This is a genomic window from Variovorax sp. WS11 (assembly GCF_010499245.1).
Lineage (GTDB): Bacteria > Pseudomonadota > Gammaproteobacteria > Burkholderiales > Burkholderiaceae_C > Variovorax.
Genome location: NZ_JAAGOW010000001.1, coordinates 3,236,772 through 3,260,169 on the forward strand (window position 1 = coordinate 3,236,772; position 23,398 = coordinate 3,260,169).

General features: G+C 68.5%; 23 protein-coding genes and 1 pseudogene. 9 read left to right on the top strand and 15 right to left on the bottom strand.

What is annotated here, in order from left to right; genetic code table 11:
* Window positions 1-210: 210 nt before the first annotated feature.
* The gene (locus tag GXN78_RS16055) at window positions 211-612 is read left to right on the top strand and encodes a hypothetical protein (protein ID WP_146163029.1); all 402 of its coding nucleotides are present in this window, start codon (window positions 211-213) and stop codon (window positions 610-612) included.
* Window positions 613-628: 16 nt separating this feature from the next.
* Here GXN78_RS16055 and GXN78_RS16060 read toward each other — a convergent pair whose 3' ends face one another.
* The 6 genes from GXN78_RS16060 to GXN78_RS16085 are packed head-to-tail and all read right to left on the bottom strand — an operon-like array spanning window position 629 to window position 7,527.
* Window positions 629-1,027 carry a RidA family protein gene (locus GXN78_RS16060; protein WP_106556458.1) on the bottom strand — a complete coding sequence of 133 codons (399 nt, stop codon included), beginning with the start codon at window positions 1,025-1,027 and terminating at the stop codon, window positions 629-631.
* Window positions 1,021-2,637: an AMP-binding protein gene (locus GXN78_RS16065; protein ID WP_106556353.1), complete on the bottom strand. Its 1,617-nt coding sequence runs from the start codon at window positions 2,635-2,637 to the stop codon at window positions 1,021-1,023. The genes GXN78_RS16060 and GXN78_RS16065 overlap by 7 nt, the downstream gene beginning before the upstream one ends.
* Window positions 2,634-3,830: an acyl-CoA dehydrogenase family protein gene (locus GXN78_RS16070; protein WP_106556352.1), complete on the bottom strand. Its 1,197-nt coding sequence runs from the start codon at window positions 3,828-3,830 to the stop codon at window positions 2,634-2,636. The genes GXN78_RS16065 and GXN78_RS16070 overlap by 4 nt, the downstream gene beginning before the upstream one ends.
* A 4-nt stretch (window positions 3,831-3,834) precedes the next feature.
* Window positions 3,835-4,689, bottom strand: coding sequence for an enoyl-CoA hydratase family protein (locus GXN78_RS16075; protein WP_106556351.1), 855 nt, complete (start codon window positions 4,687-4,689; stop codon window positions 3,835-3,837).
* Window positions 4,686-5,162, bottom strand: coding sequence for a MarR family transcriptional regulator (locus GXN78_RS16080; protein ID WP_106556350.1), 477 nt, complete (start codon window positions 5,160-5,162; stop codon window positions 4,686-4,688). The genes GXN78_RS16075 and GXN78_RS16080 overlap by 4 nt, the downstream gene beginning before the upstream one ends.
* A gap of 1 nt (window position 5,163) precedes the next feature.
* Window positions 5,164-7,527 carry a bifunctional salicylyl-CoA 5-hydroxylase/oxidoreductase gene (locus tag GXN78_RS16085; RefSeq protein ID WP_106556349.1) on the bottom strand — a complete coding sequence of 788 codons (2,364 nt, stop codon included), beginning with the start codon at window positions 7,525-7,527 and terminating at the stop codon, window positions 5,164-5,166.
* Between the two features lie 124 nt (window positions 7,528-7,651).
* On the opposite strand from GXN78_RS16085, the gene GXN78_RS16090 reads away from it, so the two are divergent.
* Together GXN78_RS16090 and GXN78_RS16095 are read left to right on the top strand one after the other, a co-directional pair.
* Window positions 7,652-8,914, top strand: coding sequence for a cyclopropane-fatty-acyl-phospholipid synthase family protein (locus tag GXN78_RS16090; RefSeq protein WP_106556348.1), 1,263 nt, complete (start codon window positions 7,652-7,654; stop codon window positions 8,912-8,914).
* Window positions 8,915-8,925: 11 nt separating this feature from the next.
* A complete protein-coding gene (locus GXN78_RS16095; protein WP_106556347.1) occupies window positions 8,926-9,249 on the top strand; it encodes a DUF1840 domain-containing protein in 324 nt (107 codons plus the stop codon).
* A gap of 28 nt (window positions 9,250-9,277) precedes the next feature.
* Here the strand turns inward: GXN78_RS16095 and GXN78_RS16100 are convergent, their stop codons facing one another.
* Together GXN78_RS16100 and GXN78_RS16105 are read right to left on the bottom strand one after the other, a co-directional pair.
* Entirely contained in the window at window positions 9,278-10,294 is a 1,017-nt protein-coding gene (locus GXN78_RS16100; protein ID WP_106556346.1) for a tripartite tricarboxylate transporter substrate binding protein, read from the bottom strand.
* A 76-nt stretch (window positions 10,295-10,370) separates the two neighbouring features.
* Window positions 10,371-11,309, bottom strand: coding sequence for a LysR family transcriptional regulator (locus GXN78_RS16105; RefSeq protein WP_106556345.1), 939 nt, complete (start codon window positions 11,307-11,309; stop codon window positions 10,371-10,373).
* Between the two features lie 109 nt (window positions 11,310-11,418).
* On the opposite strand from GXN78_RS16105, the gene GXN78_RS16110 reads away from it, so the two are divergent.
* From GXN78_RS16110 to GXN78_RS16120, 3 genes are all read left to right on the top strand, one after another.
* Window positions 11,419-12,180, top strand: a complete 762-nt coding sequence (locus tag GXN78_RS16110) for an SDR family oxidoreductase (RefSeq protein WP_106556344.1) — start codon at window positions 11,419-11,421, stop codon at window positions 12,178-12,180.
* A gap of 214 nt (window positions 12,181-12,394) precedes the next feature.
* A complete protein-coding gene (locus GXN78_RS16115) occupies window positions 12,395-12,856 on the top strand; it encodes a hypothetical protein (RefSeq protein WP_164255490.1) in 462 nt (153 codons plus the stop codon).
* A 3-nt stretch (window positions 12,857-12,859) separates the two neighbouring features.
* Entirely contained in the window at window positions 12,860-13,051 is a 192-nt protein-coding gene (locus tag GXN78_RS16120; protein ID WP_106556342.1) for a hypothetical protein, read from the top strand.
* 89 nt (window positions 13,052-13,140) lie between these two features.
* On the opposite strand, the gene GXN78_RS16125 is transcribed toward GXN78_RS16120, so the two are convergent.
* From GXN78_RS16125 to GXN78_RS16135, 3 genes and pseudogenes are all read right to left on the bottom strand, one after another.
* Entirely contained in the window at window positions 13,141-14,145 is a 1,005-nt protein-coding gene (locus GXN78_RS16125) for a transketolase C-terminal domain-containing protein (protein WP_239142732.1), read from the bottom strand.
* A pseudogene (locus tag GXN78_RS16130) lies at window positions 14,136-15,155 on the bottom strand (thiamine pyrophosphate-dependent dehydrogenase E1 component subunit alpha). The gene GXN78_RS16125 and the pseudogene GXN78_RS16130 overlap by 10 nt, the downstream one beginning before the upstream one ends.
* 96 nt (window positions 15,156-15,251) lie before the next feature.
* Window positions 15,252-16,478, bottom strand: a complete 1,227-nt coding sequence (locus tag GXN78_RS16135) for a helix-turn-helix domain-containing protein (protein ID WP_106556341.1) — start codon at window positions 16,476-16,478, stop codon at window positions 15,252-15,254.
* Window positions 16,479-16,624: 146 nt separating this feature from the next.
* Here GXN78_RS16135 and GXN78_RS16140 point away from each other — a divergent pair, with 146 nt between their 5' ends.
* Both GXN78_RS16140 and GXN78_RS16145 read left to right on the top strand, forming a co-directional pair.
* Window positions 16,625-18,730, top strand: a complete 2,106-nt coding sequence (locus tag GXN78_RS16140) for a PQQ-dependent dehydrogenase, methanol/ethanol family (RefSeq protein WP_106556340.1) — start codon at window positions 16,625-16,627, stop codon at window positions 18,728-18,730.
* Window positions 18,731-18,743: 13 nt separating this feature from the next.
* Window positions 18,744-20,225, top strand: a complete 1,482-nt coding sequence (locus tag GXN78_RS16145) for an MBL fold metallo-hydrolase (RefSeq protein WP_164255492.1) — start codon at window positions 18,744-18,746, stop codon at window positions 20,223-20,225.
* Between the two features lie 151 nt (window positions 20,226-20,376).
* On the opposite strand, the gene GXN78_RS16150 is transcribed toward GXN78_RS16145, so the two are convergent.
* The 4 genes from GXN78_RS16150 to GXN78_RS40840 all read right to left on the bottom strand — a co-directional run bounded on the left by GXN78_RS16150 (window position 20,377) and on the right by GXN78_RS40840 (window position 22,483).
* Window positions 20,377-20,799, bottom strand: coding sequence for a GNAT family N-acetyltransferase (locus GXN78_RS16150; RefSeq protein ID WP_106556338.1), 423 nt, complete (start codon window positions 20,797-20,799; stop codon window positions 20,377-20,379).
* 72 nt (window positions 20,800-20,871) lie between these two features.
* Window positions 20,872-21,369: a GNAT family N-acetyltransferase gene (locus GXN78_RS16155; RefSeq protein WP_106556337.1), complete on the bottom strand. Its 498-nt coding sequence runs from the start codon at window positions 21,367-21,369 to the stop codon at window positions 20,872-20,874.
* Between the two features lie 5 nt (window positions 21,370-21,374).
* Window positions 21,375-21,662 (bottom strand): DUF1778 domain-containing protein, encoded by a 288-nt coding sequence (locus GXN78_RS16160; protein WP_106556336.1) that lies wholly within the window; start codon window positions 21,660-21,662, stop codon window positions 21,375-21,377.
* A gap of 167 nt (window positions 21,663-21,829) precedes the next feature.
* Window positions 21,830-22,483, bottom strand: a complete 654-nt coding sequence (locus GXN78_RS40840; protein WP_204162229.1) for a hypothetical protein — start codon at window positions 22,481-22,483, stop codon at window positions 21,830-21,832.
* A gap of 206 nt (window positions 22,484-22,689) precedes the next feature.
* Here GXN78_RS40840 and GXN78_RS16170 point away from each other — a divergent pair, with 206 nt between their 5' ends.
* Window positions 22,690-23,397 (top strand): hypothetical protein, encoded by a 708-nt coding sequence (locus tag GXN78_RS16170; protein WP_106558969.1) that lies wholly within the window; start codon window positions 22,690-22,692, stop codon window positions 23,395-23,397.
* Window position 23,398: the final 1 nt, after the last annotated feature.

Here is a 23,398-nt window from a genome sequence, read left to right on the forward strand (position 1 = left end):
TGCGCAATACAGCGCTGCGCCAATTTCCGGCGAATGGCAGACCTCGTCTTCTATTAAGAAAAAACTACTCTTTTATCCTGCGCATGGCCTAAACGAGTAGCGGATGTGACAAAAGTCATGGATTCATGCCCCTGCCATGTGTAACATTTGGTCAGCAGAATTCTCAGCAATGAAGGAAAAAGTCCATGAATGCCGGAGACGTTAAATTTCATGACTGATCCTTCGATTTCACGCGATCTGGTCGAAAACGCGATGGATGCCGTCCAGCAGGTCGTTCACCACGTTTTCGACAACCAACCCGCCGTCCCATTCCACCCGACGACCGATCTTCTTTCGCTCGACGAGAATGAACAGGAACAGATTCGTCGTGGGGAGCAAGCCAATTACCGCGGCAGGCCGACGATGTCTGCGCTCAGTTTCTGCCTGACCTCGGCCATTTCGCTGCTGGCCATTGCGCATTCGTTGATCGACCAGCCGGACGTGCTGTCCCCGGTCGAGCGCGACCAACTGTGGAAGACGCTGGCCGCGGAGACGAAGGTGGCCGGCCGTGCCGCCTATCGCGCGGCACTGATCCTGTCCGACCCTGGCGCCGAGGACGGCGCTTACCTGTAGCTTCGACGCCTGTTGGTCAGTCCGGCACGACGGCCGTGACCTCGATCTCCACCTTCGCGCGCCCCTCGACCAGCGCAGCGACCTGAACGCAGGTCATCGCAGGGAAGTTGCGCCCCATCGCGTCGCGGTAGACCGGCCCGAGCTCGCCCAGGCGCCGGTTGTATTCGTCGCGGTCGGTCACATACCAGGTCATCCGCACCATGTGCTCGGGCCCGGCACCGCCCTCGCGCAGGATCTCGGCGATGTTGCGCAGTGCCTGGCCGGCCTGCTCGATGAAGTCGTCCGAGACGAATTGCTGTTGCCCGTTCCAGCCGACCTGTCCGCCGACGAAAACCATCGTGCCGCGCGCTGCGACGCCGTTTGCGTAGCCTTTGGGAGGCGCCCAGCCGGGCGGTTGCAAGAGTTTGTTCATGATGTCATCTGCCTCAGTTTGAATCGTTGGAGCTTGCCGGTTTCGGTGCGCGGCAAGCCGGCGACGAACTCGATCTCCCTTGGGTACTTGAAGGGTGCGATGGTGGCCTTGACGTGGTCTTGCAGCGCCTTGACCAGGGCCGCATCGCCGGTCTGGCCGGGCTTGAGCACGCAGAAGGCCTTGACGATCATTCCGCGCTCCTCGTCCGGCTTGCCGATCACGCCGCACTCGGCGACGGCGGGATGCTTGAGCAGCGCGTCCTCGACCTCCGGCCCGCCCACGTTGTAGCCGGCCGTGATGATCATGTCGTCGGCGCGCGACTGGTAGAAGAAGTAGCCATCCTCGTCCTGCACGAATGCATCGCCCGGGTAGTTCCAGCCCTTCTTCACATAGTCCGCCTGGCGCGGGTCGTCAAGGTAGCGGCAGCCGACCGGGCCGATCAGCGCCAGCTTGCCGACGGTGCCGCGTGGCACCTCCTTGCCCTCGTCGTCCACCACCTTTGCAGTGAAGCCGGGCACGGCCTTGCCGACCGCCCCGCGCCGCACTTCGTTGGCGGCTGCCGAAATGTAGATGTGGAACACCTCGGTTCCGCCGATGCCGTCCAGCATCTCGATGCCGGTGGCGTCCTTCCACAGCTGGCGCGTCGCATCGGGAAGCGCCTCGCCGGCGCTCACGCTGATGCGCAGCGTGGGCAGGCCCAGCGCCTTCGCAAAGGGCGCCATCTGCCGATAGAAGGTGGGTGCGGTGTAGCAGATCGTGGCGCCGACATCGCGAATGGTCTTGACCATGTTTTCCGGCGTGTAGGGCCCGTCGCTGAAATAGACCGAGGCGCCGGCCCACATCGGGAAGACCAGCAAGCCACCCAGCCCGAAAGTGAAGGCCAGCGGCGGCGAGCCGAGCACGATGTCCTCGCTGCGCGCGCGCAGCACGTGGCGCGGCCAGGTCTGGCACATCGCGAGCACGTCGCGGTGCGTGCTCACCGGCGCCTTCGGCTTGCCTGTGGTGCCCGAAGTGAAAGCCAGCAGGGCGATATCGTCGGCGGCCGTCGAGCAGGCCTTGAACACACCGCTCTTGACGGCGGCGCGCGCCTCCAGCGAGTCGGACGTCTCGGGCTGGTTGAAGGCGATCAGTGTCTTGAGCACCGGGTGGGCCTGCTGCGCACTCCGAAGCTCCTCGAGCAGCCGGCCATCGCACAGCGCGACCACGGGCTGCGCCTTCTCGATGATGTCGCCCAGTTCCTTGGCGCGCAGCAGCGGCATGGTGGCGACCGCGATCAGCCCCGCCTTCACCACCGCGAGCCAGCCCAGCGCCATCGCGATCGAATTGCCGCCACGCAGCAGCACGCGGTTGCCAGGCACCAGGCCCAGGTCCTCCACCAGCACCTGCGCGATGCGGTTGACCTCCGTTGCGGCCTCGGCATAGCTCAGCGTGCGCGCCGGCGAGCGCAGCATCGGCCTGTGGGCCCAGGGCTTGGAGTCGGCCTTGTCCAGCAGTTCCTCCACGAGGTTCAACTGGTCCGGCAGCTGCAGCTCGGGCAGGTCATAGCGCAACGTCGGCAACTGCTCTGCCGGCGGCAGCCGATCGTGGACGAATCGGTCGACCTGCGCGCTCATGACACGCTCCGCAGCACCGACTTGCCGATGATCAGCTGTTGCACTTCCGTCGCGCCCTCGTAGATGCGCAGCGAGCGGATGTCGCGGTACAGGCTCTCGACCTTGGTGCCCACCTTCACGCCAAGCCCGCCGTGCATCTGCAGCGCCATGTCGATCACGCGGCTCGCGTTCTCGGTGGCGCACATCTTGGCCATCGCGGCGGCCGCCGTGATGTCGCCGGCCGGCGGCGCGCCGCGGCTTTCGCTGTCGTCGCGCATCCAGGCGGCGCGGTAGGTCAGGAGCGCCGCGCTGTCGATCAGCGCGGCCATCTCGCCCAGCTTGGCCTGCGTGAGCTGGAAGTCGGCCAGGGTCTGCCCGAACATGCGCCGGTTGCTCGCATGGCGCACGGCTTCTGCCAGGGCGCGTCGCCCCATGCCGAGAGCGGCGCCCGCGACCGAGGCACGGAAGATGTCCAGCGTGCGCATCGCGAGCTTGAAGCCGCCGTTTACCTCTCCGAGCTGGGCTTCGCGCGGCACCGTGCACTCTTCGAAGCGCAGCGTGGCAAGCGGATGCGGCGCCATCACTTCGATATGCGCGGAGGTATCGAGGCCGGGTGCGTTCGCATCGACGACGAAGGCGCTGATGCCGCGCGATCCGGCCGCCGGGTCGGTCTTGGCGAACACGCAGTAGAAGTCCGCGATGCCGCCGTTGCTGATCCAGGTCTTCTCGCCATCGAGGCGCCAGCCCTGTGGCGTGGCCACGGCCTGCATCGCCATCGCGCCCACGTCCGAGCCGGCCTCGGGCTCGCTGAGCGCAAAGGCCGCGATCTTGTCGCCGCGCGCCACGGCCCCGAGGTAGTCGCGTTGCTGCGCCGCGCTGCCCGCCAGCGTGATCGCGCCGCTGCCCAGGCCCTGCATCGCAAAGGCGAAATCGGCCAGCGGCGAATGGAAGGCCAGGGTTTCGCGCAGCAGCACCAGCGCGCGCGAGTCCAGGCGTTCCAGCGCGCCGCCCGAGGCCGCCGGCACGCAATAGCGCAGCCAGCCGCCCTGGCCAAGGCGTTTCACCCAGTCGCGGCAAGCGGCGCGATCGTCGCGCTCGTCCACCGATTGCGCGGCCGCCCAGGGCAGCAGATCGTGCGCCAGCGCACGATGCGCATCATCGAAGAAGGGAAGCGCCAGATGCGCCGTGGAGGGGGGCGTTGCGGATGCAGCCATCGTGTCAGTCCCCGCCGAACACCGGCTTGCGCTTGGCCGCGAAGGCCTCGAAGGCGCGCTTGAAGTCCTCGGTCTGCATGCAGATCGCCTGCGCCTGGGCTTCGGCCTCGATCGCCTGGTCGATGGTCATCGCCCATTCCTGCGAGAGCATGGTCTTGGTCATGCCGTGCGCGAAGCTCGGGCCTTCGGCCAGCTTGCGCGCCATGGTGGCGGCGGCGGACAAGAGCGCATCGCTTTCGTGCAAGGCGTTGAAGAAGCCCCAAGCTTGGCCCTCCTGCGCCGTCATCGCACGGCCGGTGAACAGCAGCTCCGAGGCGCGGCCCTGGCCGATCACCCGCGGCAACAGCGCACAGGCCCCCATGTCGGCACCGGCCAGCCCGACGCGCGTGAACAGGAAGGCGGTATTCGTGGCCGGCGTGCCGTAGCGCAGGTCGCAGGCCAGCGCGATCATCGCGCCGGCACCCGCGCACACGCCGTCGATCGCGCCCACGATCGGCTGCGGGCAGTGGCGCATGGCCTTCACCAGGTCGCCCGTCATGCGAGTGAACTCCAGCAGCTCCGGCATCCGCATCTTCGTCAGCGGGCCGATGATCTCGTGCACGTCGCCGCCCGAGCAGAAGTTGCCGCCCGCGCCGGTCACCACGATCGCCTTGACGTCGGTCGCGTAGTTCAGCACGCGGAACAGGTCGCGCAGCTCGGCATAGGAGTCGAAGGTCAGCGGGTTCTTGCGCTCCGGCCGGTTCAGGGTGATGGTGCCGACACCGCCGTCGAAGGCCCAGCTGAAGTGCTCGGCCCGGTAGGCGGATTTCGGTTCGAATTGCGCATGCATGGGATTGCCTGCGCCGATGTAGTGCTTCATAGGGCCTCCGCCAGTTGCTGATGGGAATGCTGCTTGACCTTGCCGAGCAGCTTGTGCAGCTGCGCGATCTCTTTGGCGTTGAGCGCCGCGAAGGCGTCGACGATCCATGCCTCGTGCTGCTGCGCCATGTCATTGAACAGCCGGCGCCCGCGCGCCGTGAGCCGGACGCGCCAGGCGCGGCGGTCGCCTTCGACGTCGACGCGCTCGACCAGTCCCTCCGCCACCAGCTGGTCGGTGATGCCGGTGACGTTCCCGCCGGTGACCATCATGCGGCGCGACAGCTCGTTCATCTTCAGCCCGTCGGGCGCGCGCTCCAGCTGCGACATCAGGTCGAAGCGGGGCAGGGTGGTGCCGAACTGCTCGCGCAGCTCGTTGCGCACCTGCTTCTCGATCAGCTGGGTGCAGGTGAGGAGGCGCAGCCAGAGCCGCAGTTCCTCCGGGTGCTCGCTGTGGCCGCGTGCTTCGAGGTCCATGCTATTGCTCCTCTTCGGAATTGCGCGGCGCGGCGCTCACGGCCATGGCGGCGGCGAGCTGCTGCTGCTTGGCGATCTCGCGGTACATCTGGTCGCGGCCGCTCAGGTACTGCTTGGGCCACTCGATCTCGCGGGCCTGCAGCCTGGCCGTCTCGTGCAGGGTCCAGGCCGGGTCGGCCAGGTGCGGGCGCGCGATCGCGCACAGGTCGGCGCGGCCCGCGGCGATGATGCTGTTGGCCTGGTCGGCGTCGGTGATGGCGCCCACGGCGATGGTCGAGATGCCCACCTCGTTGCGGATGCGGTCGGCAAAAGGCGTCTGGTACATGCGGCCGTACACCGGCTTGGCAGCGCGGGTGGTCTGGCCCGACGAGACGTCGATGAAGTCGCAGCCCGCTTCCTTGAAGAGGCGCGCCACCACCACCGCATCGGCATCGGTGTTGCCGCCGGGCGCCCAGTCGTGCGCCGAGATGCGCACGCTCATCGGCTTGTCCTCCGGCCAGGCTGCGCGCATGGCGCGGAACACCTCGAGCGGATAGCGGCAGCGGTTCTCGAGGCTGCCGCCGTACTCGTCGGTGCGCAGATTGGTCAACGGGCTGATGAAAGAGGCCAGCAGGTACCCGTGCGCGCAGTGGAGCTCGAGCCAGTCGAAGCCGGCCTCGGCCGCGCGCCGCGTCGAGGCCACGAACTGCTCGCGCATCGTCTCCATCTCTTCGTGCGTCATCGCGGCCGGCAGCTGGTTCTGCTCGCCGTAGGCCAGCGCGCTGGCGGCCAGCAGCGGCCAGTTGCCTTGCGGCAGCGGCTCGTCCATCTCTTCCCAGCCCAGCTGGGTCGAGCCCTTCGGACCGCTGTGCCCCAGCTGCATGCCGATCTTGGCGGTGCTTTGCGCATGCACGAAGTCGACGATGCGCTTGAAGGCGGCCGACTGCGCATCGTTGTAGAGCCCGGTGCAGCCGGGGGTGATGCGGCCCTCGGGCGTGGGGCTGGTCATCTCCACGAAGACGATCGCCGCGCCGCCGAGCGCGCGTGCGCCTAGGTGCACGAGCAGGAAGTCCTGCGGCACTCCGTCCACTGCGCTGTAGGTCGCCATCGGCGAGACCATGATGCGGTTCTTGAGCGTGAGCCCGCGCACCTTGAGCGGCATGAGCATGGGAGGGATCGCCTTGCCGCCCGACAGCCACTGCTCGTAGCCCCCCAGCCACTGCGTGTCGCGCAGCCGCAGGTTCTCGTGGCTGATGCGCTGCGAGCGCGTCAGCAGCGAGTAGGCGAACTGCTCGACCTCCATGGCCGTGTAGCGCTTCACGTTCTCGAACCACTCCGTCGAGTTGCGCGCCGCGTTCTGGATCTTCAGCACCTCGACGCCGCGCCGCGCCTCGTAGGCCTCGAGCACGGCATCGACATCGCCGCCGCCCGAGAACTCGTTGCACAGGTCGATCGCGTCCTCGAGCGCGAGCTTGGTGCCCGAGCCGATGGAGAAGTGCGCGGTGTGCGCCGCGTCGCCCATCAGCACCACCGGCACGCTCTTGCTGCCGACGTCGATGCGGTGCGTCCAGCGCTTGCAGATCACTCGCGGGAAGCGAATCCAGTTGGCCGAGCCGCGCAGATGGGTGGCGTTGCTGATCAGCTCGTGGCCGCCCAGGTACTTCGCGAACATCTTCTCGCAGAAGGCGACCGCCTCGGGCTGTTCCATCTGGTCCAGCCCGTGCGCCTTCCAGACTTCTTCGGGCGTCTCGACGATGAAGGTCGAGGTCTTGTCGTCGAACTGGTAGGCATGGGCCTGGAACCAGCCATGCTCCGTCTCTTCGAAGGCGAAGGTGAAAGCATCGAAAGTCTGGTACGTGCCGAGCCAGACGAAGCGGCACTGGCGCAGGTCGACGTCGGGCTCGAAGATCTCGGCATAGCGCTGGCGGATACGGCTGTTGAGGCCGTCGCTGGCGATGACCAGATCGGCGTTGTACTGGGCGGCCAGCGCCTGATCGTCCGTCACGTCCGTCTCGAACACCAGCTTGACGCCCAGCGCCAGGCAGCGCTCCTGCAGGATGTTGAGCAGCCGCTTGCGCCCGATGCCGCAGAAGCCGTGGCCGCCCGAGCGCACCTGGCGGCCCTTGAAGAAGACCTGGATGTCGTCCCAGTGGTGGAACTCGTTGCCGATCAGTGCCGCGGTCGGGGCGTCGGCCGCGCGGAGGTTGTCCAGCGTCTGGTCGCTCAGCACCACGCCCCAGCCGAAGGTGTCGAAGGGGCGGTTGCGCTCGACCACCGTGACTTCGAGGTTCGGCTGCCTGGCTTTCATCAGGAGCGCGAAGTAGAGGCCGGCCGGACCGCCGCCGATACACAGGACGCGCTGGAGGTTGGGTGCGAAGCTGTTCATGGATCAATAGTTTAGACCTAAACAATCTGATGTCAACACCGAGAAGGGCTTTCCCTGAGGGTCGGTTGACGACTCTGCGCGTGCTGGCAAGAATGGCTCCATGCCGACTCTGATGCCAAGCTCCATGCCAAGCCTGATGCCGAAGATCGAATCGCAGCTCTCCGACTTGCCGGTCCCCGTGACCCTGCAGCTGCCCGACGGCCGGAAGGTCAGCCGGCCCGGATCGCGCATCACGCTGGCCTTCTCCGACTGGTCGGCGCTCGCCAAGCTCGGCGCGCGGCAGCTGGGCGCCATAGGCGAGGCCTACGTCGAGGGCAAGGTTCAGATCCAAGGCGCCATGCGCGATCTGGTCGACGTGACGGTAGGACTGCTCCCACGCAATCCGGCGGAAATCACCCACGGCTGGTGGAGCAGGCTGCAGCGACAGGCCCGCTCGCGCGGTTCGCATTCGCTGGGCAAGGACGCGGAGCAGATCGAGTTCCACTACGACGTGTCCGACGACTTCTACGCGCTGTGGCTCGACCCGCGCCGCGTCTATTCATGCGCCTATTTCCGTGACGCCGCCATGACGCTGGCGCAGGCGCAAGAGGCCAAGCTCGACCACATCTGCCGCAAGCTCATGCTGCAGCCCGGCGATCGCTTCCTGGACATCGGCTCGGGCTGGGGCGCGCTGCTGCTGTGGGCGGCCGAGCATTACGGCGTCGACGCGACCGGCATCACGCTGTCGAAGAACCAGCAAGCGTACGTGACGCGGCTGATCGAAGAGAAAGGCCTCTTGGGCCGGGTGCGCGTGGAGCTGCGCGACTACCGCCTGCTCGAGGAAGACAAACCCTTCGACAAAATCGCTTCCGTCGGCATGTTCGAGCACGTGGGCAGCGCGAACATGGGCACCTACTTCCGCAAGATCCACGCCCTGCTCAAGCCCGGCGGCCTGGCCTTGAACCACGGCATCACCTCGGGTCAGGTCGACTACGCGCAGCTGGGTGCCGGCCTGGGCGACTTCATCGAGAAGTACATCTTCCCCGGTGGCGAGCTGCTGCACGTCACCCGGATCCTGCGCGAGACCTCCGCCGCCGGCCTCGAGATGGTGGACACCGAGAACCTGCGGCCGCACTACGCGCGCACGCTGTGGCATTGGTCCGATGCGCTCGAGGCCCGCTTCGACGAGGCGCGCGAGGTCCTCGTGCGCACCGGCGGCGCGGAGAAGGCCGAGCGCGTCCTGCGCGCCTATCGCCTGTACCTGGCGGGCTCGGCCATGAGCTTCGAGCAAGGCTGGATCGCGCTGCACCAGATGCTGTCCACCAAGCCCGACGGCAAGGTGAAAGAACGGCCCCTGCGCGGCGCACAGTCGGTGTACCCTTTTGTTCGCGATTACATCTACAAGTAAGCGAGGCACCCATGCTGTACCGATTCAAATCCCGCGCCAGTCCTCCCTTCGTGATGCTGGAGACGCACGCGCGGCAGTTGTTCGACATCATCGGCAAGGCGCCGGCGCCCAAGGGCGTCATCACGGGCGAGCAGATGCCGGCCGCCATCTCCGCGCTCGAGTCCGCCATTGCACGCGAGAGCCGCAACACCCACAACCACGACGACTACGCCGTCGAGGGCCATGACAACGAGGCCGAGAAGCAGCACGTCGGGCTGCACCAGCGTGCGGTGCCCTTGCTGCACATGCTCAAGGAGTCACTGGCTGACGGCAAGGACGTCACCTGGGAGGTTTAGCTCGCCGCAAGGCGAGCCAGCCTCGGGCTTAGTCCACCTTCGCGCCCGAGGCCTTCACCACCTTCGCCCACTTGGTGTGTTCGCTGTCGATCAGCTTGGCGAACGCGGCTGGCGTGTTGCCGCTCGGGATCGCGCCCTGGGCCTGCAACTTCTCCTTGATGGCGGGCGTGCCCAGCGACTTGGCCACTTCCTGCTGGATGCGGTTGACGATCTCGGGCGGGGTGCCGGCCGGGGCCAGCAGGCCGAACCACGAGCTCGCCTCGTAGCCCTTGAGCGAGGGGCCACCGGCCTCCTCGACCGTCGGTACGTCGGGCAGGGCGGGCGAGCGCTGCGAGCTGGTCACGGCCAGGGCCTTGAGCTTGCCGCCCTTGATCTGCTGCATCGACGAAGGCAGGTTGTCGAACATCACGTCTGAATTGCCACCCACCAGGTCGAGCAGCGCCGGGCCCGAGCCGCGGTAGGGGATGTGCGTCATGAAGCTGCCCGTCATCGTCTTGAAGAGCTCGCCGGCCAGGTGGATCGAGGTGCCGCTGCCGCTCGAGGCCATGTTGAGCTTGCCCGGGTTGGCCTTGGCGTACTTGATGAAGTCCGCCACGTTGTTGATGTTGAGCGCCTTCGCCTTGTCGGCGTTCATCTCCATCACGTTCGGCACCGCGGCCACCAGCGTGATCGGCGCGAAGTCCTTGATCGGATCGTAGGGCAGCTTGGGGTAAAGCGCGCGGTTGATGCCGTGCGTGCCCACGGTGCCCATCAGCAGCGTGTAGCCGTCGTTGGGTGCCTTGGCGACGATCTCGGCGCCCACGTTGCCGCCGGCGCCCGCGCGGTTGTCGACGATGAACTGCTGGCCGAAGGCCTTCGAGAGCTCCGGCGCCACGGCGCGCGCCAGGATGTCGGTGGTGCCGCCCGCCGCGAAGGGTACGACGATGCGCACCGGCTTGTTCGGCCAGGCGCCCTGCGCGCCGGCGGTGCCCGCGGCCAGCAGCAGCGTGGCGGTGGCAGCCGCGGCGAGTGCGCCGCGGCGGGAAACGGAAGAGGAATGTCTCATGTTGTGATCCTGTGAATGCATGGCGCCGTGTTGTACATGCCGCGGATGACATCCGCCGCAGGGAATAACCCCGTGTTCATGCAGGCGCGACGCAGGCGCCCTGCATGCGTTCGGCGAAGCCCTGCTCGCGAAAGCGTTCCACCACGAAGTCGACGAACGCGCGCGTCTTCGCCGGCAGCAGCTTGCGGCTCGGATAGTAGATGGAGATCGGCCCCGCATCGGCCCACCAGCCCGGCAGCACGCGCCGCAGCGCACCGTTCTGCAACCAGGACAGCGCGAAGGGCATGGGCAGCAGGGCGATGCCCAGGCCCATCGTGGCGGCGCGGCACATCGCCTCGGGGTCGTCGAAGACCAGGCGCGGCTTCGCCTCCACGGCCACCTCCTCGCCGGACTCGTTGCGCAGGCTCCACGCACCCACGCGCCCGGTGGCGGAGGAGCGCCGCAGGATGCCGTCGAAGCCCGCCAGGTCCACCGGATGCCCGGGCAGCGGCCGCCCGGCCAGGTACTGCGGCGCGGCCACCGCCACCACCCGGATGCGTCCCAGCTCGCGCGCCACCACGCCGGGCGTGAGTGGAATGCCGCCGCCGATCGCGGCATCGAAGCCTTGGCCGATCAGGTCCACCGGGCGGTTGTCGAAATGCCAGTCCGGCAGAACCGCCGGATAGCGCGCCAGGAACTCGCCCAGAAGCGGCACCAGGTACTCGCGCCCGAAGGCTTGGCCCATGCTCACCTTGAGCGTGCCGGCCGGCTGGCCGTCGGTCCCGGCCGCCCCTGCCATGGCATCGGCCAGCGTGCCGAGTGCGCCGGAGATCTGCCCCAGCAGCCGTTCCCCGCCCTCGGTCAGCGCCAGCTTGCGGGTGCTGCGCTGGAACAGGCGCAGGCCCAGGCTCTTTTCTAGGCGCGCGACGTTCTTGCTCACGGCCGCCGGTGTCAGGCCCAACTGCCGCGCGGCGGCGGAGAAGCTGCCGGTCTCGGCGCTGCGGACGAAGGACTCGAGATGGCTCAGGGGCTGCATGGGCGGATTTTCAACCCAAAGTTGAAATTGATAGGGCTTGTCGGCGGCTACCGAAGGCGCAACCGAATCGCGACACTGAAGGCATCGCAACACACTTCCGGAGCCAACCATGACCCAAGCCACTTCTCCCAAGCCCATCCTCGGCGGCAAGGCCGCCTTCGTCACCGGCGGTTCGCGCGGCATCGGCGCTGCCATCGTGCGGCGCCTCGCCCAGGACGGCGCCGCCGTCGCCTTCAGCTACGCCAGCAACGATGCCGCGGCCAAGGACCTGGCCGCAAGCATCGAAGCCGCAGGCGGGCGCGCGCTCGCGCTGCGCGTCGACAGCGCCGATGCGAATGCACTGCGCGCGGCTGTCGACCAGGCTGCGCAGGCATTCGGCCGGCTCGACATCCTGGTCAACAACGCAGGCGTTCTCAAGCTCGGTGCCGCCGACGAGATTTCGCTGGAAGACTTCGACCTCACGCTGAACGTCAACGTGCGCGCCGTCTTCGTCGCCATCCAGGCGGCGCTGCGCCACCTGGGCGAGGGCGGCCGCATCATCAACATCGGCAGCACCAACGCCGAGCGCATGCCCTTTGCAGGCGGCGGTGTCTATGCCATGAGCAAGTCCGCACTCACCGGCCTCGTGCAAGGCTTCGCGCGCGACCTCGGACCGCGCGGTATCACGATCAACAACGTGCAGCCCGGCCCCGTCGACACCGACATGAACCCGGCCGACGGCCCGATGGCTTCCACCATGCACGGGTTCATGGCCATTCCGAGACACGGCCGCGGCGCAGAGATCGCGGGCATGGTGGCGTACCTCGCGGGGCCGGAGGCCGGATTCGTCACCGGTGCCAGTCTCAACATCGACGGCGGCTTCGCGGCCTAGCAGCGGACTTCCATCCTCTGGGCCTGCGCATCGACAGCGGCGCTGTCATGGCTGCTGCCGAGCAGGCCTCTTGCATCGGCGGCCGACCGGCTGTCCGCCGGGTTCGCACGGCGTCCGGCGACCGCAGCTCCCAAAAGTTGAGGATGTGCTGCCTTCTTTGCGGTGCTAGCTTGCCGCCAGGAGGGTCTTCATGAAAGCACTTCTCTGGCGCGCCATGCTGGATTCCGACTTCAACAGTCGGTACTGGCGCTGCATCACCGAAAAGTACAGCAACCGCGACTTTGCGCTGAAGATCTTCCTCGCCTTGTCCGCCTCCGGGGCGGTTGCGGGTTGGAGCGTGTGGAGCAACTACCCGGAGATCTGGAAGGTGCTGTCAGGCGCTGCTGCCGTCGCTTCCATCGCATCGCCGCTTCTCGCCTTCAGCAAGAAGGCGGAGGTGGCTGCGGCTCATGCAGGGCTTTGGGCCAATCTGCGCGTTCGGTGCGCCGACCTGTGGGCGGTCTTCCAGTCCAAGGGCGAGACCGAGTCGCTGCAGCGAGAACATGCGCGGCTGAGGAAGATCTTTGCAGACCTCGAGGAGAAAGAGCCGCGACTCAAGATCGCGCAGGACAGGGGGCTCGCCCGGGAGTGTCAGCAGGAAGTCCTGCGCGCCAAGCGCCTCGCTAAGGAAGGATGAACCATGGTGATTCGTCAACAACCTACCGATCCCGACCAGGACGACTCGCTTTTCGAAGATCTCGACAGGAAGTCCGTGCCGGTCTGGCGCAAGGAGATCATCGAAGCCGACGATACCTTCATGCAGGCTCCGGACGACTGGCCGCCGCCTCCGGAGGGCGATCGCGATTCGGACTCGGAAAAGCGCGGTCGCTGAGGTCGGCGCACGCTCCTGGTCCGTCCGTCCGCGACACCGAGGCGACGCGCTCGTCAAGCGTCGGCTCAGCTCGGGGCCGGCCGTGTCGCTCATCGGCAAAGCGCACGGGCGGCGTCGACGATCCGGTCGGCGCTTACCCGCGACTGGGCCTCCAGCACCGGCGCATAGCCCACCGGAATGCGCGGCGCGCCGAGGCGGGCGATGCGGCAGCCGGTGGCCTCGGCCGCGGTAGCCGCGATCTCGGCGCCGAAGCCGGCGGCCTGCACCGCCTCGTGCACCACCAACAGGCGTCGCGTGCGTGCGCAGGAGTCCAGCACCGTGTCGCGATCCCAGGGCCACAGGGTGCGCAGGTCGATCAGATCGACCGCGATGCCTTCGGCCGCGAGCGCGTCGCAGGCGGCCCTGCAGGCCTGCAGCTGGCGGCTCCAGCTGACCATCGTCAGAGCATCGCCCCGACGCAAGCGCGCGGCCTTGCCGAGCGGAACGGCGAGCGACTCGTCCACCGCGCCGCGCAACGCCCACAGATTCTTGTGCTCGATGTAGACCACCGGATCTCCGCACTGCAGCGCCGAGCGCAGCAACGAATGGTTGTCCTGCGGCGTCGAGGGACAGACCACCACCACGCCCGGCAGGTGCGCGAACCAGGCTTCCAGCGACTGCGAATGCTGCGCCGCAGACGCATCCCAGATGCCGCCCGGCATGCGCGCCACCAGCGGCACCCGGCCCTGGCCGCCGAACATGAAGCGGTTCTTTGCGGCCTGGTTCACCAGCTCGTCCATGCCGCACAGCGCGAAGTCCACCACGCGCATCTCGACCACCGGGCGAAGGCCTGCCAGCGCCATGCCCACGCCGGCGCCCATGATCGCGGCCTCCGAGATCGGCGTGTCGATCACGCGCTCCGCGCCGAAGCGCTGCTGCAGGCCCTTGTACTGGCCGAAGATGCCGCCGCGGCCCACGTCCTCGCCGAGCACCACCACGCGGGAGTCGGCCTCCATCTCGCGCTGCAAGGCCAGCGCGGCGGCTTCGGCGTAGCTGAGCTCCTTCACCGTGCCTACGGCCGCGCGGCCGGGTGCCATGTCGCTGCTCATATCCATTGGCCGGCTCCGGTGCTCTGCACGTCGGTGAAGGCGGCCGCGGCCTCGGGCCAGGGCGCAGCCTCGGCCGCGGCGAGGGCCGCCTCGACTTCCGCCAGCGCCTCGCGCTCGATCGCATCGAGCAGGGCGGGCTCCGCGCCCTCGGCCAGCAGGCGCGCACGTGCGCGCGCGAGCGGATCGGTTTCGAGCGCGGCGGCCAGCTCGGCCGGATCGCGGTAGACCGCCGGGTCGACCGACACATGGCCCTTCACGCGGTAGGTCAGCGCATGCAGCAGCCGCGGCCCGTGGCCGGCGCGCACCTCGGCCACCAGCGTGCCCGCGGCGGCCTGCACCGCGAAGACATCGTTGCCGTCCACCCGAGTCGCGGGGATGTCCAGCGCCTCGGCGCGGGCCGAGGCGCCGTCGCCGGCCGTCATCGGCCCGCTGGCGGTGGTCGCGCTCCACTGGTTGTCCTCGCAGACGAAGAGCACCGGCAGGCCATAGACGCGCGCCCAGTTCAGCGATTCCAGAAAGGGACCGCGATTGATCGCACCGTCGCCGAAGAAGCACACGGTGATCGCGTCCTCCCCCTGGAGCTTCTGCGCATGCGCCGCCCCCACCGCGATGGGCAGCCCGGCCGCGACCACGCCGTTGGCGCCCAGCATGCCGACCGAGAAGTCGGCGATGTGCATGGAGCCGCCCTTGCCGCCATTGAAGCCGCTGGCCTTGCCGAAGAGCTCGCACATCATGCGCGTCAGGTCGGCGCCCTTGGCCAGCGTGTGGCCGTGGCCGCGGTGCGTGGAAGTCAGCTAGTCGGTCTTCGCCAGGTGGGTGCAGACGCCCGCGGCGACGGCCTCCTGGCCGGTGGACAGGTGCAGCGAGCCGCGCACCCGGGCAGCGCCCGCCGCCTCCTGCCCGTAGGCGCTGACGCCGCCCTGGCTGGCCGCCTCGGCGGCGTTCTCGAAGGCGCGGATGCGCCGCATCGTTCGGTAGAGCGCCAGGCGCTCGGGCTCGGAAATCTGGGGGTTCATCTCGACTCCAGCGCAGGGCAGGGCTGCGCCTGGCGGGCCATCGTATCGATCGCGACCAACAGGGCTGAGCGGGCTAACCCGGGCGCGCTGTGGGCCTCAGTCGCCCTTGCCGTCCTGTTCCCAGCTGTGCAGCCGCCGGTAGAGCGTGCCGCGCGACACCCGCAGCTGGCGCGCTGCGTGCGAGATGTTGCCGCCGTGCGCGGCCAGCGTGTCCTCGATCAGCTTGCGGCTGTGGCTGCGCAGGGTGCCGTCGCCGCCGGGGGCGGCTTCGGGGGCAGCGGACGGCTGGGTGGTCTCGATGGCGGGCGGGCTCGCGTCCGCGATCCCCGCCATGCCGATCGCGTGCCTGAAGTCCACCCCGTCGTACGCCTGCAGCCGCGCCTGCAGCCACACGCCCAGCCCGCTCGCCAGCCGCACCGGCTGCGCCGCTTCGCGCCGGCCCAGGCGCAGCAGCGTGGCGAGGTCGAGCCCGAACAGGCGCTCCACGTCGCGCGGTCCCGATGGGGGCAGCCGTCCGACGAGCCGCGCCGCAGCCGTGTTGAGCCAGGCCACGCTCCCGTCCGGCGCCACGCCGGCCAGCGCCTCCAGCGGCGTGCCCAGCAGCGCCGGGCTGGCCTGGAAGCGCAGCACCAGCCGGTCGGCCGATTGCGCCAGCAGCAGCCGGTTCTCGATGGTGGTGGCGTAGAGCGCGACCATCGAGGCCGCATCGAAGCCGAAGGGCCGCGACTCCACCGTGACGTCGAGCACCGCGGCCAGCCGGCCATGCACGTCGCGAATGGGCGCCGCCGCGCATTGCATCTCGCGCAGGTAGTCGAAGTAGTGCTCGGCACCGTCGACCGTGCAGGCCAGGCCGGTGCACGTGACGATGCCCGGCGCCGTGGTGCCGACCACGCTCTCGGCGATGTTGACGCCCAGGCGCGCGGTCTTGTGCAGGATCGGCTGCTGCGCCGCCGACGGGTTGTGCGTGACGTGCACGATCACGCCCTGCGCATCGGTCAGCAGCACGCGCGAGCCGGTGCCGGCGAGCGAGCTCTCCATGCTCGCCAGCTCGGCGCGCGCCGCGTCGAGCAGCTCGCGGTTGCGGTTCAGCGTGGCATGCAGGCGGCTGGGCGTGACGGCGTCGAAAGCGACGAGGCGCCGCCGGTCGGTGTGGGCGCGGGTGCAGCGCATCCACGACTGGATCACCGCCTCGCCGACCAGCCCCGAGGGGCGCACCCCTTCCTCGAAGAACTGCTGACGCGCCAGCGCCACGCGCTCGGCGCGCGTGCTCGAGAACAGCTGTCGCGGAGCGCCTGGGGCGCTGCGGCTCGGGGACTGGGGCATGGCCTTCTCCTCCTCGTGTGGGCGCCTCGGGAAGCGCATCGAATTTGTTCCGCAATGGAACAGTCGCGCGCTAGGGAAATCCCGAGGGTGAACAAAGTGCCTGCGCGAACGATCCTTCGCTTGATAACGACACCGGAGACGACACGATGAACAAGCTCCACACCGCGCTGGCGCTCGGCGCGCTGCTGTGCCTGACTGCCATGCCCGCCGCGGCCCAGGGCAAGGGCTCGCCCGATCACATCAAGGCCGCCACCGGCCGCGTCGACGGCGCCTTCATCCGCGCCAACGCCGCGAAGACGCCCGACTGGCCCAGCTACGGCCTCGACTACGCCGAGACCCGCTTCAGCAAGCTCGACCAGATCAACGCCGGCAACGTCAAGGACCTCGGCCTCGCCTGGTCCTACAACCTCGAGTCCACGCGCGGCGTGGAGGCCACCCCGCTGGTGGTGGACGGCATCATGTACGTCACCGCTTCGTGGAGCGTGGTGCATGCCGTCGACGTGCGCACCGGCAAGAAGATCTGGAGCTTCGATCCCAAGGTCGACAAGTCCAAGGGCTTCAAGGGCTGCTGCGACGTGGTCAACCGCGGCGTCGCGCTCCACCAGGGCAAGGTGTACGTCGCGGCCTACGACGGACGCCTGATCGCGCTCGACGCCGCCACCGGCCAGCCGGTCTGGGAGAAGGACACCATCGTCGACCGCTCGAAGTCCTACACCATCACCGGCGCGCCGCGCGTCTTCAAGGGCAAGGTCGTCATCGGCAACGGCGGCGCCGAGTACGGCGTGCGCGGCTACGTCACCGCCTACGACGCCGCGACCGGCGAGCAGAAGTGGCGCTGGTTCACCGTGCCGGGCGATCCGTCCAAGCCCTTCGAGGACGCTTCGATGGCCAAGGCCGCCAAGACCTGGGACCCGAGCGGCAAGTATTGGGAAGCGGGCGGCGGCGGCACCGCCTGGGACACGCTGGCCTTCGACCCCGAGCTCAACCTCATGTACGTGGGCACCGGCAACGGCTCGCCATGGGCGCGCAGCAAGCGCAGCCCGAAGGGCGGGGACAACCTCTACCTGGCCTCGATCGTCGCGCTCGACCCCGACACCGGCAAATACGTCTGGCACTACCAGGAGACCCCGGGCGACAACTGGGACTACACCTCGACCCAGCCGATGATCCTGGCCGACCTGAAGATCGGCGGCAAGCCGCGCAAGGTGATCCTGCATGCGCCGAAGAACGGCTTCTTCTTCGTCCTCGATCGCACCAACGGCAAGTTCATCTCCGCGAAGAACTTCGTCGACGTCAACTGGGCCACCGGCTACGACAAGAACGGCCGCCCCATCGAGGTCGCCGCTGCGCGCCAGAACGAAAAGCCCGGTGACAGCATTCCCGGCCCCTTCGGCGCGCACAACTGGCACTCGATGTCCTTCAATCCGCAGACCGGGCTGGCCTACCTGCCGGCGCAGAACATCCCGCTGAGCCTGATGGACGACAAGGCCTGGAAGTTCAACGAGAACATGCCGGCCCGCCCCCATGCCGCGCTGGGCTGGAACACGGCCATGTTCATCAACGCCGAGCCGCCCAAGAGCAAGCCCTTCGGCCGCCTGATCGCCTGGGACCCGGTGGCGCAGAAGCAGGCCTGGGCCGTCGAGCACGTCTCGCCCTGGAACGGCGGCACGCTGACGACGGCCGGCAACCTGGTGTTCCAAGGCACGGCCGACGGCCGCCTCGTCGCCTACAACGCCAAGACCGGCGAGAAGCTCTGGGAGACCGCCACCGGCACCGGCGTGGTCGCCGCGCCTTCCACCTACATGGTGGACGGCAAGCAGTACGTCTCGATCGCGGTGGGCTGGGGCGGGGTCTATGGCCTGGCCGCGCGCGCCACCGAGCGGCAGGGACCGGGCACCGTCTATACCTTCGTGGTCGGCGGCAATGCGCCGAAGCCGGAGTTCGTGCAGTACCGCATGGACAAGCTGCTGCAGGGCGTGAAGTACGACCCGGCCAAGGTGCCCGACGGCACGCTGCTCTACGTGAGCAACTGCGTCTTCTGCCACGGCGTGCCGGGCGTGGACCGCGGCGGCAACATCCCGAACCTGGGCTACATGAATGCGAACTACATCGAGAACCTCGACAAATTCATCTTCAAGGGCCCGGCCATGGAGCGCGGCATGCCCGACTTCACCGGCAAGCTGAGCGCCGAGGACGTGGAGAAGATCAAGGCCTTCATCCAGGGGACGGCCGATGCGATCCGGCCGAAGTAGGTCAGGAGACACCATGACCCGATCCGCCTTCACGCGTGGCACGGCATGTCGATCGGCCTTCGTCATCGCCATGGCCTGTGGGCTGGCTGCCTGCGCCTCGAACCCGGGCAGCGCCGGCGACGCGTTGGCCCGTGCTTCCGCCACGATGGGCGAGGCGCAAGCCAAGCGCCTGCGCTACGTGGCCGAGGGCGTCGGCTACACCTTCGGCCAGGCGTACAAGCCCGGTGCTCCCTGGCCGCGCATCACGCTGCACTCGTATACCCGCACCATCGACTACGACAGCGGTGCCATGCGCGACGAGATCGTGCTGAGCCGTGCCGAGCCCACGGGCGGTGGCGGCTACCCGCTCTCAGGCCAGCAGCGCAACGACCAGTTCATCCACGGCGACCTGGCGTGGAACCAGACGCCGGGCGGCGTCGCGCCGGGACCGCGCCTCGTCTCCGACCGCATGCACCAACTCTGGATCACGCCGCACGGCGTGCTCAAGGCGGCGGCGCGAAACAACGCCAGCGCGCGCCGCGGCGCGGATGGCGGCTCGACGCTCAGCTTCGTCGAGCCGGGCCGCTTCAGCGCGACCGCGCAAATCAGTAGCGAGGGCCTGGTGACGCAGGTCGATTCCGTGTTCCCCGACCCCGTGCTGGGCGACACCCGCGCGCTCACGTCCTATTCGGACTACCGCGACGTCGCCGGCATCCGGTTTCCGATGCGGATCCGGCAGAGCATGGGCGGCTTTCCGGTGCTCGACCTGACCGTCAAGGAGGTGCAGCCCAACGCCGATACCGCGGCACTGCAGGTCCCCGATGCCGCGCGCAACACGGGTGAGCGCGTCACCGCCGAGAAGGTGGCCGAGGGCGTGTGGTTCCTCGGCGGTGGCTCGCATAACAGCGTGGCCATCGAGGCGAGGGATCATTTGGTGCTGGTCGAGACCCCGCTCAACGACGCCCGCACCCAGGCCGTGATCACCCAGGCCAAGGCCCTGGTGCCGGGCAAGCCGATCCGCTTCGCGATCAACAGCCACGCGCACTTCGACCATGCGGGCGGCGTGCGCACTGCCGTGGCGGAAGGCGCGACCATCGTCACGCAGGCGGCCAACGTTCCCTACTTTGAAAGCGCCTTCGCGCAGGCCAACCGCGTGCGACCCGACCGCATGGCGCAGGAAGGCAAGCGCCCGAGCACGCTCGCCGTCGGCGACAGCCTGGTCATGGGCGACGCATCGCGCCCGATCGAGGTGCACCGCATCACGAACAGCGTCCACAGCGACAGCTTCATCATGGTCTATCTGCCCAACGAGAAGCTGCTGATCCAGGCGGATGCCTTCACGCCGAGCCCGCCAAACGCGCCGCCCCTGCCCGCGCCGAATGCGAACCACCTGAACCTGATCGCCAACATCGAGCGGCTCGGCCTGAAGATCGACCGCATCCTTCCGCTGCATGGCCGCGTGGTCGCGCTGTCGGAGCTCTACGCCACAGCCGGCAGGCCCATGCCGGCGCGCTGAAGTCCATGGCTGCATCCGCACCAGCGCCATGGCATAGCCGTCGTGGTAGTCGCCCTCGATCCGGAACGCGCGGCGCCATGAACCCTTCGGCCTCGAAGCCGAATCGTTCATAGAGCGCCTTGGCTTTGGTGATTTGATTCTGCCGCTTGGGTCAGAGCGCCTTCATCATGAACGCCAGATAGAAGCCCTGGGTGTGCTTGTCGATGCGGCCGAACTCCTCGTAGCCGTGCTTCACGTAGAAGCCGCGCGCCTGCCACTCGAAGGTCTCGAGCTTTGCGCTGTGCGCGCCCAGATGCTTCGCCCTGGCTTCGGCCTGCGCGAGCAGTTCGCTCCCGAGGCCGGCGGCGCGGACTGCCTCGTCGACCCAAAACACGTCGATCTGGAGCCAATACAGGAACACGTATCCGCGAAGTCCTCCGATCGTTCGGCCTTGTTCGTCCTTGGCGTTGAGCCACACGGGCTGCGCTTCGGGGTACTCGCCGACGAAGCCGTAGTTGAAGTGACGCAGTCGGCGCCCGAGTTCGCCGGACTTCACTTCTTCTTGTGTTGCGTCGGCAATGGTCCAGCTTGTCATGGAACGCTCAATGGGTGCGAAGAGATGCATTCTGCAGGCCCAGCGTCGCGGTGCATCGACTGCGGCACGGCCTCATCGTTTTTTGACCGCGGCCTGCAGATCGGCGATCGTCACCATGAGCGTCATCGGGTCGAGAGGGGACTCGTCGAGACCGAGGCGCAAGTAGAAGACCTTGGCATCTTCTGAAAGGGCGTGTACGACCATACCCCGGATGCCGATCGCGTCGGCTGCATGGATGACGCGGAGCGCCGCGTCCTGGAAAAGGGCGCGCCCAAGCCCCTGGCCATGATGGCTCGCCGCCACCGCCAGGCGGCCGAGCACGACAACCGGAACCGGGTCCGGCATGTTGCGGCGGAAGCGCCCCGGGGCGGACGCTGGGGTGACTGCACTTGACGCCAGGGCGTAGTAGCCTGCAACTCGCTCGCCCTCGCAGGCGACGAACGTGCGCGATGCGCCGCTGACTTGGTTGGCAGCCGCGCGGCGCTGCAGCCATGTGTTGAGTGAAACAATCCCGCAGTCGAATTCGGCGATAACGTGGTCGGGATTGAGCGCTTCGGGGGCGCGCAGCATCCGGCTCAGGCCGTCGGCCAGGGCGCCTTTGCTTGCATGGTGCGCTGCAGTCGCTCACTCGGCTGGGCAGGGCGGTCGAGCCGTTTCAAGAACTTCGCATAGGCCTCCGGGCTGACAACCATCAGCGCTCGATCCAGCAGCGCTTCTTCGGCGGCGCGCCGCGCGGCTTCCAGGATGAAGTCCGTGCGTGTCTTGCCTGCCGACTCGGCCGCACGGTCGATGAGATTGCGCTCTACCGCTGGAATCCGCAAGTTCAGCGTTTCTCTGCGCGGTTTGGTGACGGCTGTTGTCATGGCGGCTGTCCTTCCTGTTGATTGGCTGCACCTTAGCATACGGTAACGACAATGTCATTACAAACAGGGCATTGGTCAGAAGGCTTCTCACCAATTGAGGCCGGTCGCATCACGTCGACCATTGCACGCCGAGGAAGAGAGCCCGGGTCGGCAGGGTGATTCCTGGATTACCTGCCGGGCCCGCCGCCGCCACCACCACCGCCGGGGCCTCCGCCACCGCCGCCAGGCCCGCCACCGCCACCGCCGGGTCCTCCGCCACCGCCTCCCACCGGGTCCTCCGCCACCCGGCCCGCCTCCACCACCGCCGCCACCAGGTCCGCCGCCGCCGGGGCCTCCGCCGCCAGCGCCGCCACCACCCGCGCCACCGCCCGCGCCAGCACCACCGCCAGCGCCACCACCGGCACCACCACCGGCACCACCACCGGCACCACCACCGGCACCACCACCGGCACCACCACCAGCACCACCACCGGCGCCGCCACCAGCACCACCACCAGCGCCGCCACCAGCACCACCGCCAGCGCCGCCACCAGCACCACCGCCAGCACCACCACCGGCGCCAGCGCCAGCACCACCACCGGCGCCAGCGCCAGCACCACCACCACCACCGGCGCCACCACCGGCGCCACCACCGGCGCCACCACCGGCGCCACCACCGGCACTACCACCCGCGCCACCGTCGCCACCCGCGGAAGCCCCACCCCCACCAGCAGCGAACAAAATCGGTCGTTGTAGCCGAGGCTCGACCCTGGAATTCCCAGTGCCAGCAGTGCCGGAAGCCGTCCGGGATGACTGCGCCGCCGACCCGGCCGGCCGGGCATTCATGCAGGCAACTTCCCCGAACGGGTTGTAGCGGTCGCATTGGCTCGGAGACGGGCCTCGAGGCAGGGCAGCCTGAATCTGCGGAGCCGGGACCGAGCGGGGCTGGGCCTCGACAGTCACCGGCCGCGGTGGAGCAACAGGCTGTTGAACCGACGGCTGCTGAACCGACGCGGAAACCGCGCTCCCGCTCGTGTCACCCTGAACCTTGGGCTCGACAGTCCTCACCGGCTCGGCGAGCTTCGCGGGCTCGGCGGCCCGGGCAGGCTCGACCGGCCTGCGGAACTCAGTCGCCCTCGAAGGCGCAGGCGCGAGAGCCCTGGCCGTCTCGACGGGCGCAGGCCTCGGCACCAGCACTGGCATCGCTTCGGGCGGCGCCGCTTCCGGCTCGGCAGTTGGCGTGGCCGCTGCCGTCTCGACCGGCGACGAAGAAAGAGCAGGCGCGGGGTCGTCCTGCAGACGCGGCGCAGGCGTTGCCGGCTCGGCAACGCGTGTCTCCGATGCCTGCGGCGGGTCGGGCTCGCGTCTCGCTTCGGTCACCGGCGCGGCAGGCTGGGGAGGCGTCGTCGCTGCCGTCCGGCTCTCCGGCTCGGCCGAGGACGGCTGCCACACGCTCGGCGCCGGAAGGGACGGCGGCGGGCCTTGCATCGCCGAGCGGCCGAGATACCAGAGCACGAAGGCGCCATGCGACACCGCCAGCACGAGCAGCAACCACACGATGGACGCATCGACGCCCGGCGGCACAGGGATCCCCAGCACGCGTCGAGCCGTCCTGCTCCCGCGCTGCTTGCGCACCGGAGGCCACTCGTCCAGCGCCGGCTGCGGCGCCGGCCGCCCGCGCAGCTCGCTGGTCGCCGTCCCCGCGGGCTCCGCGATGCCGGGCGGCAGCAGCTTGCGCGCGCAATGCCGGCAGTAAT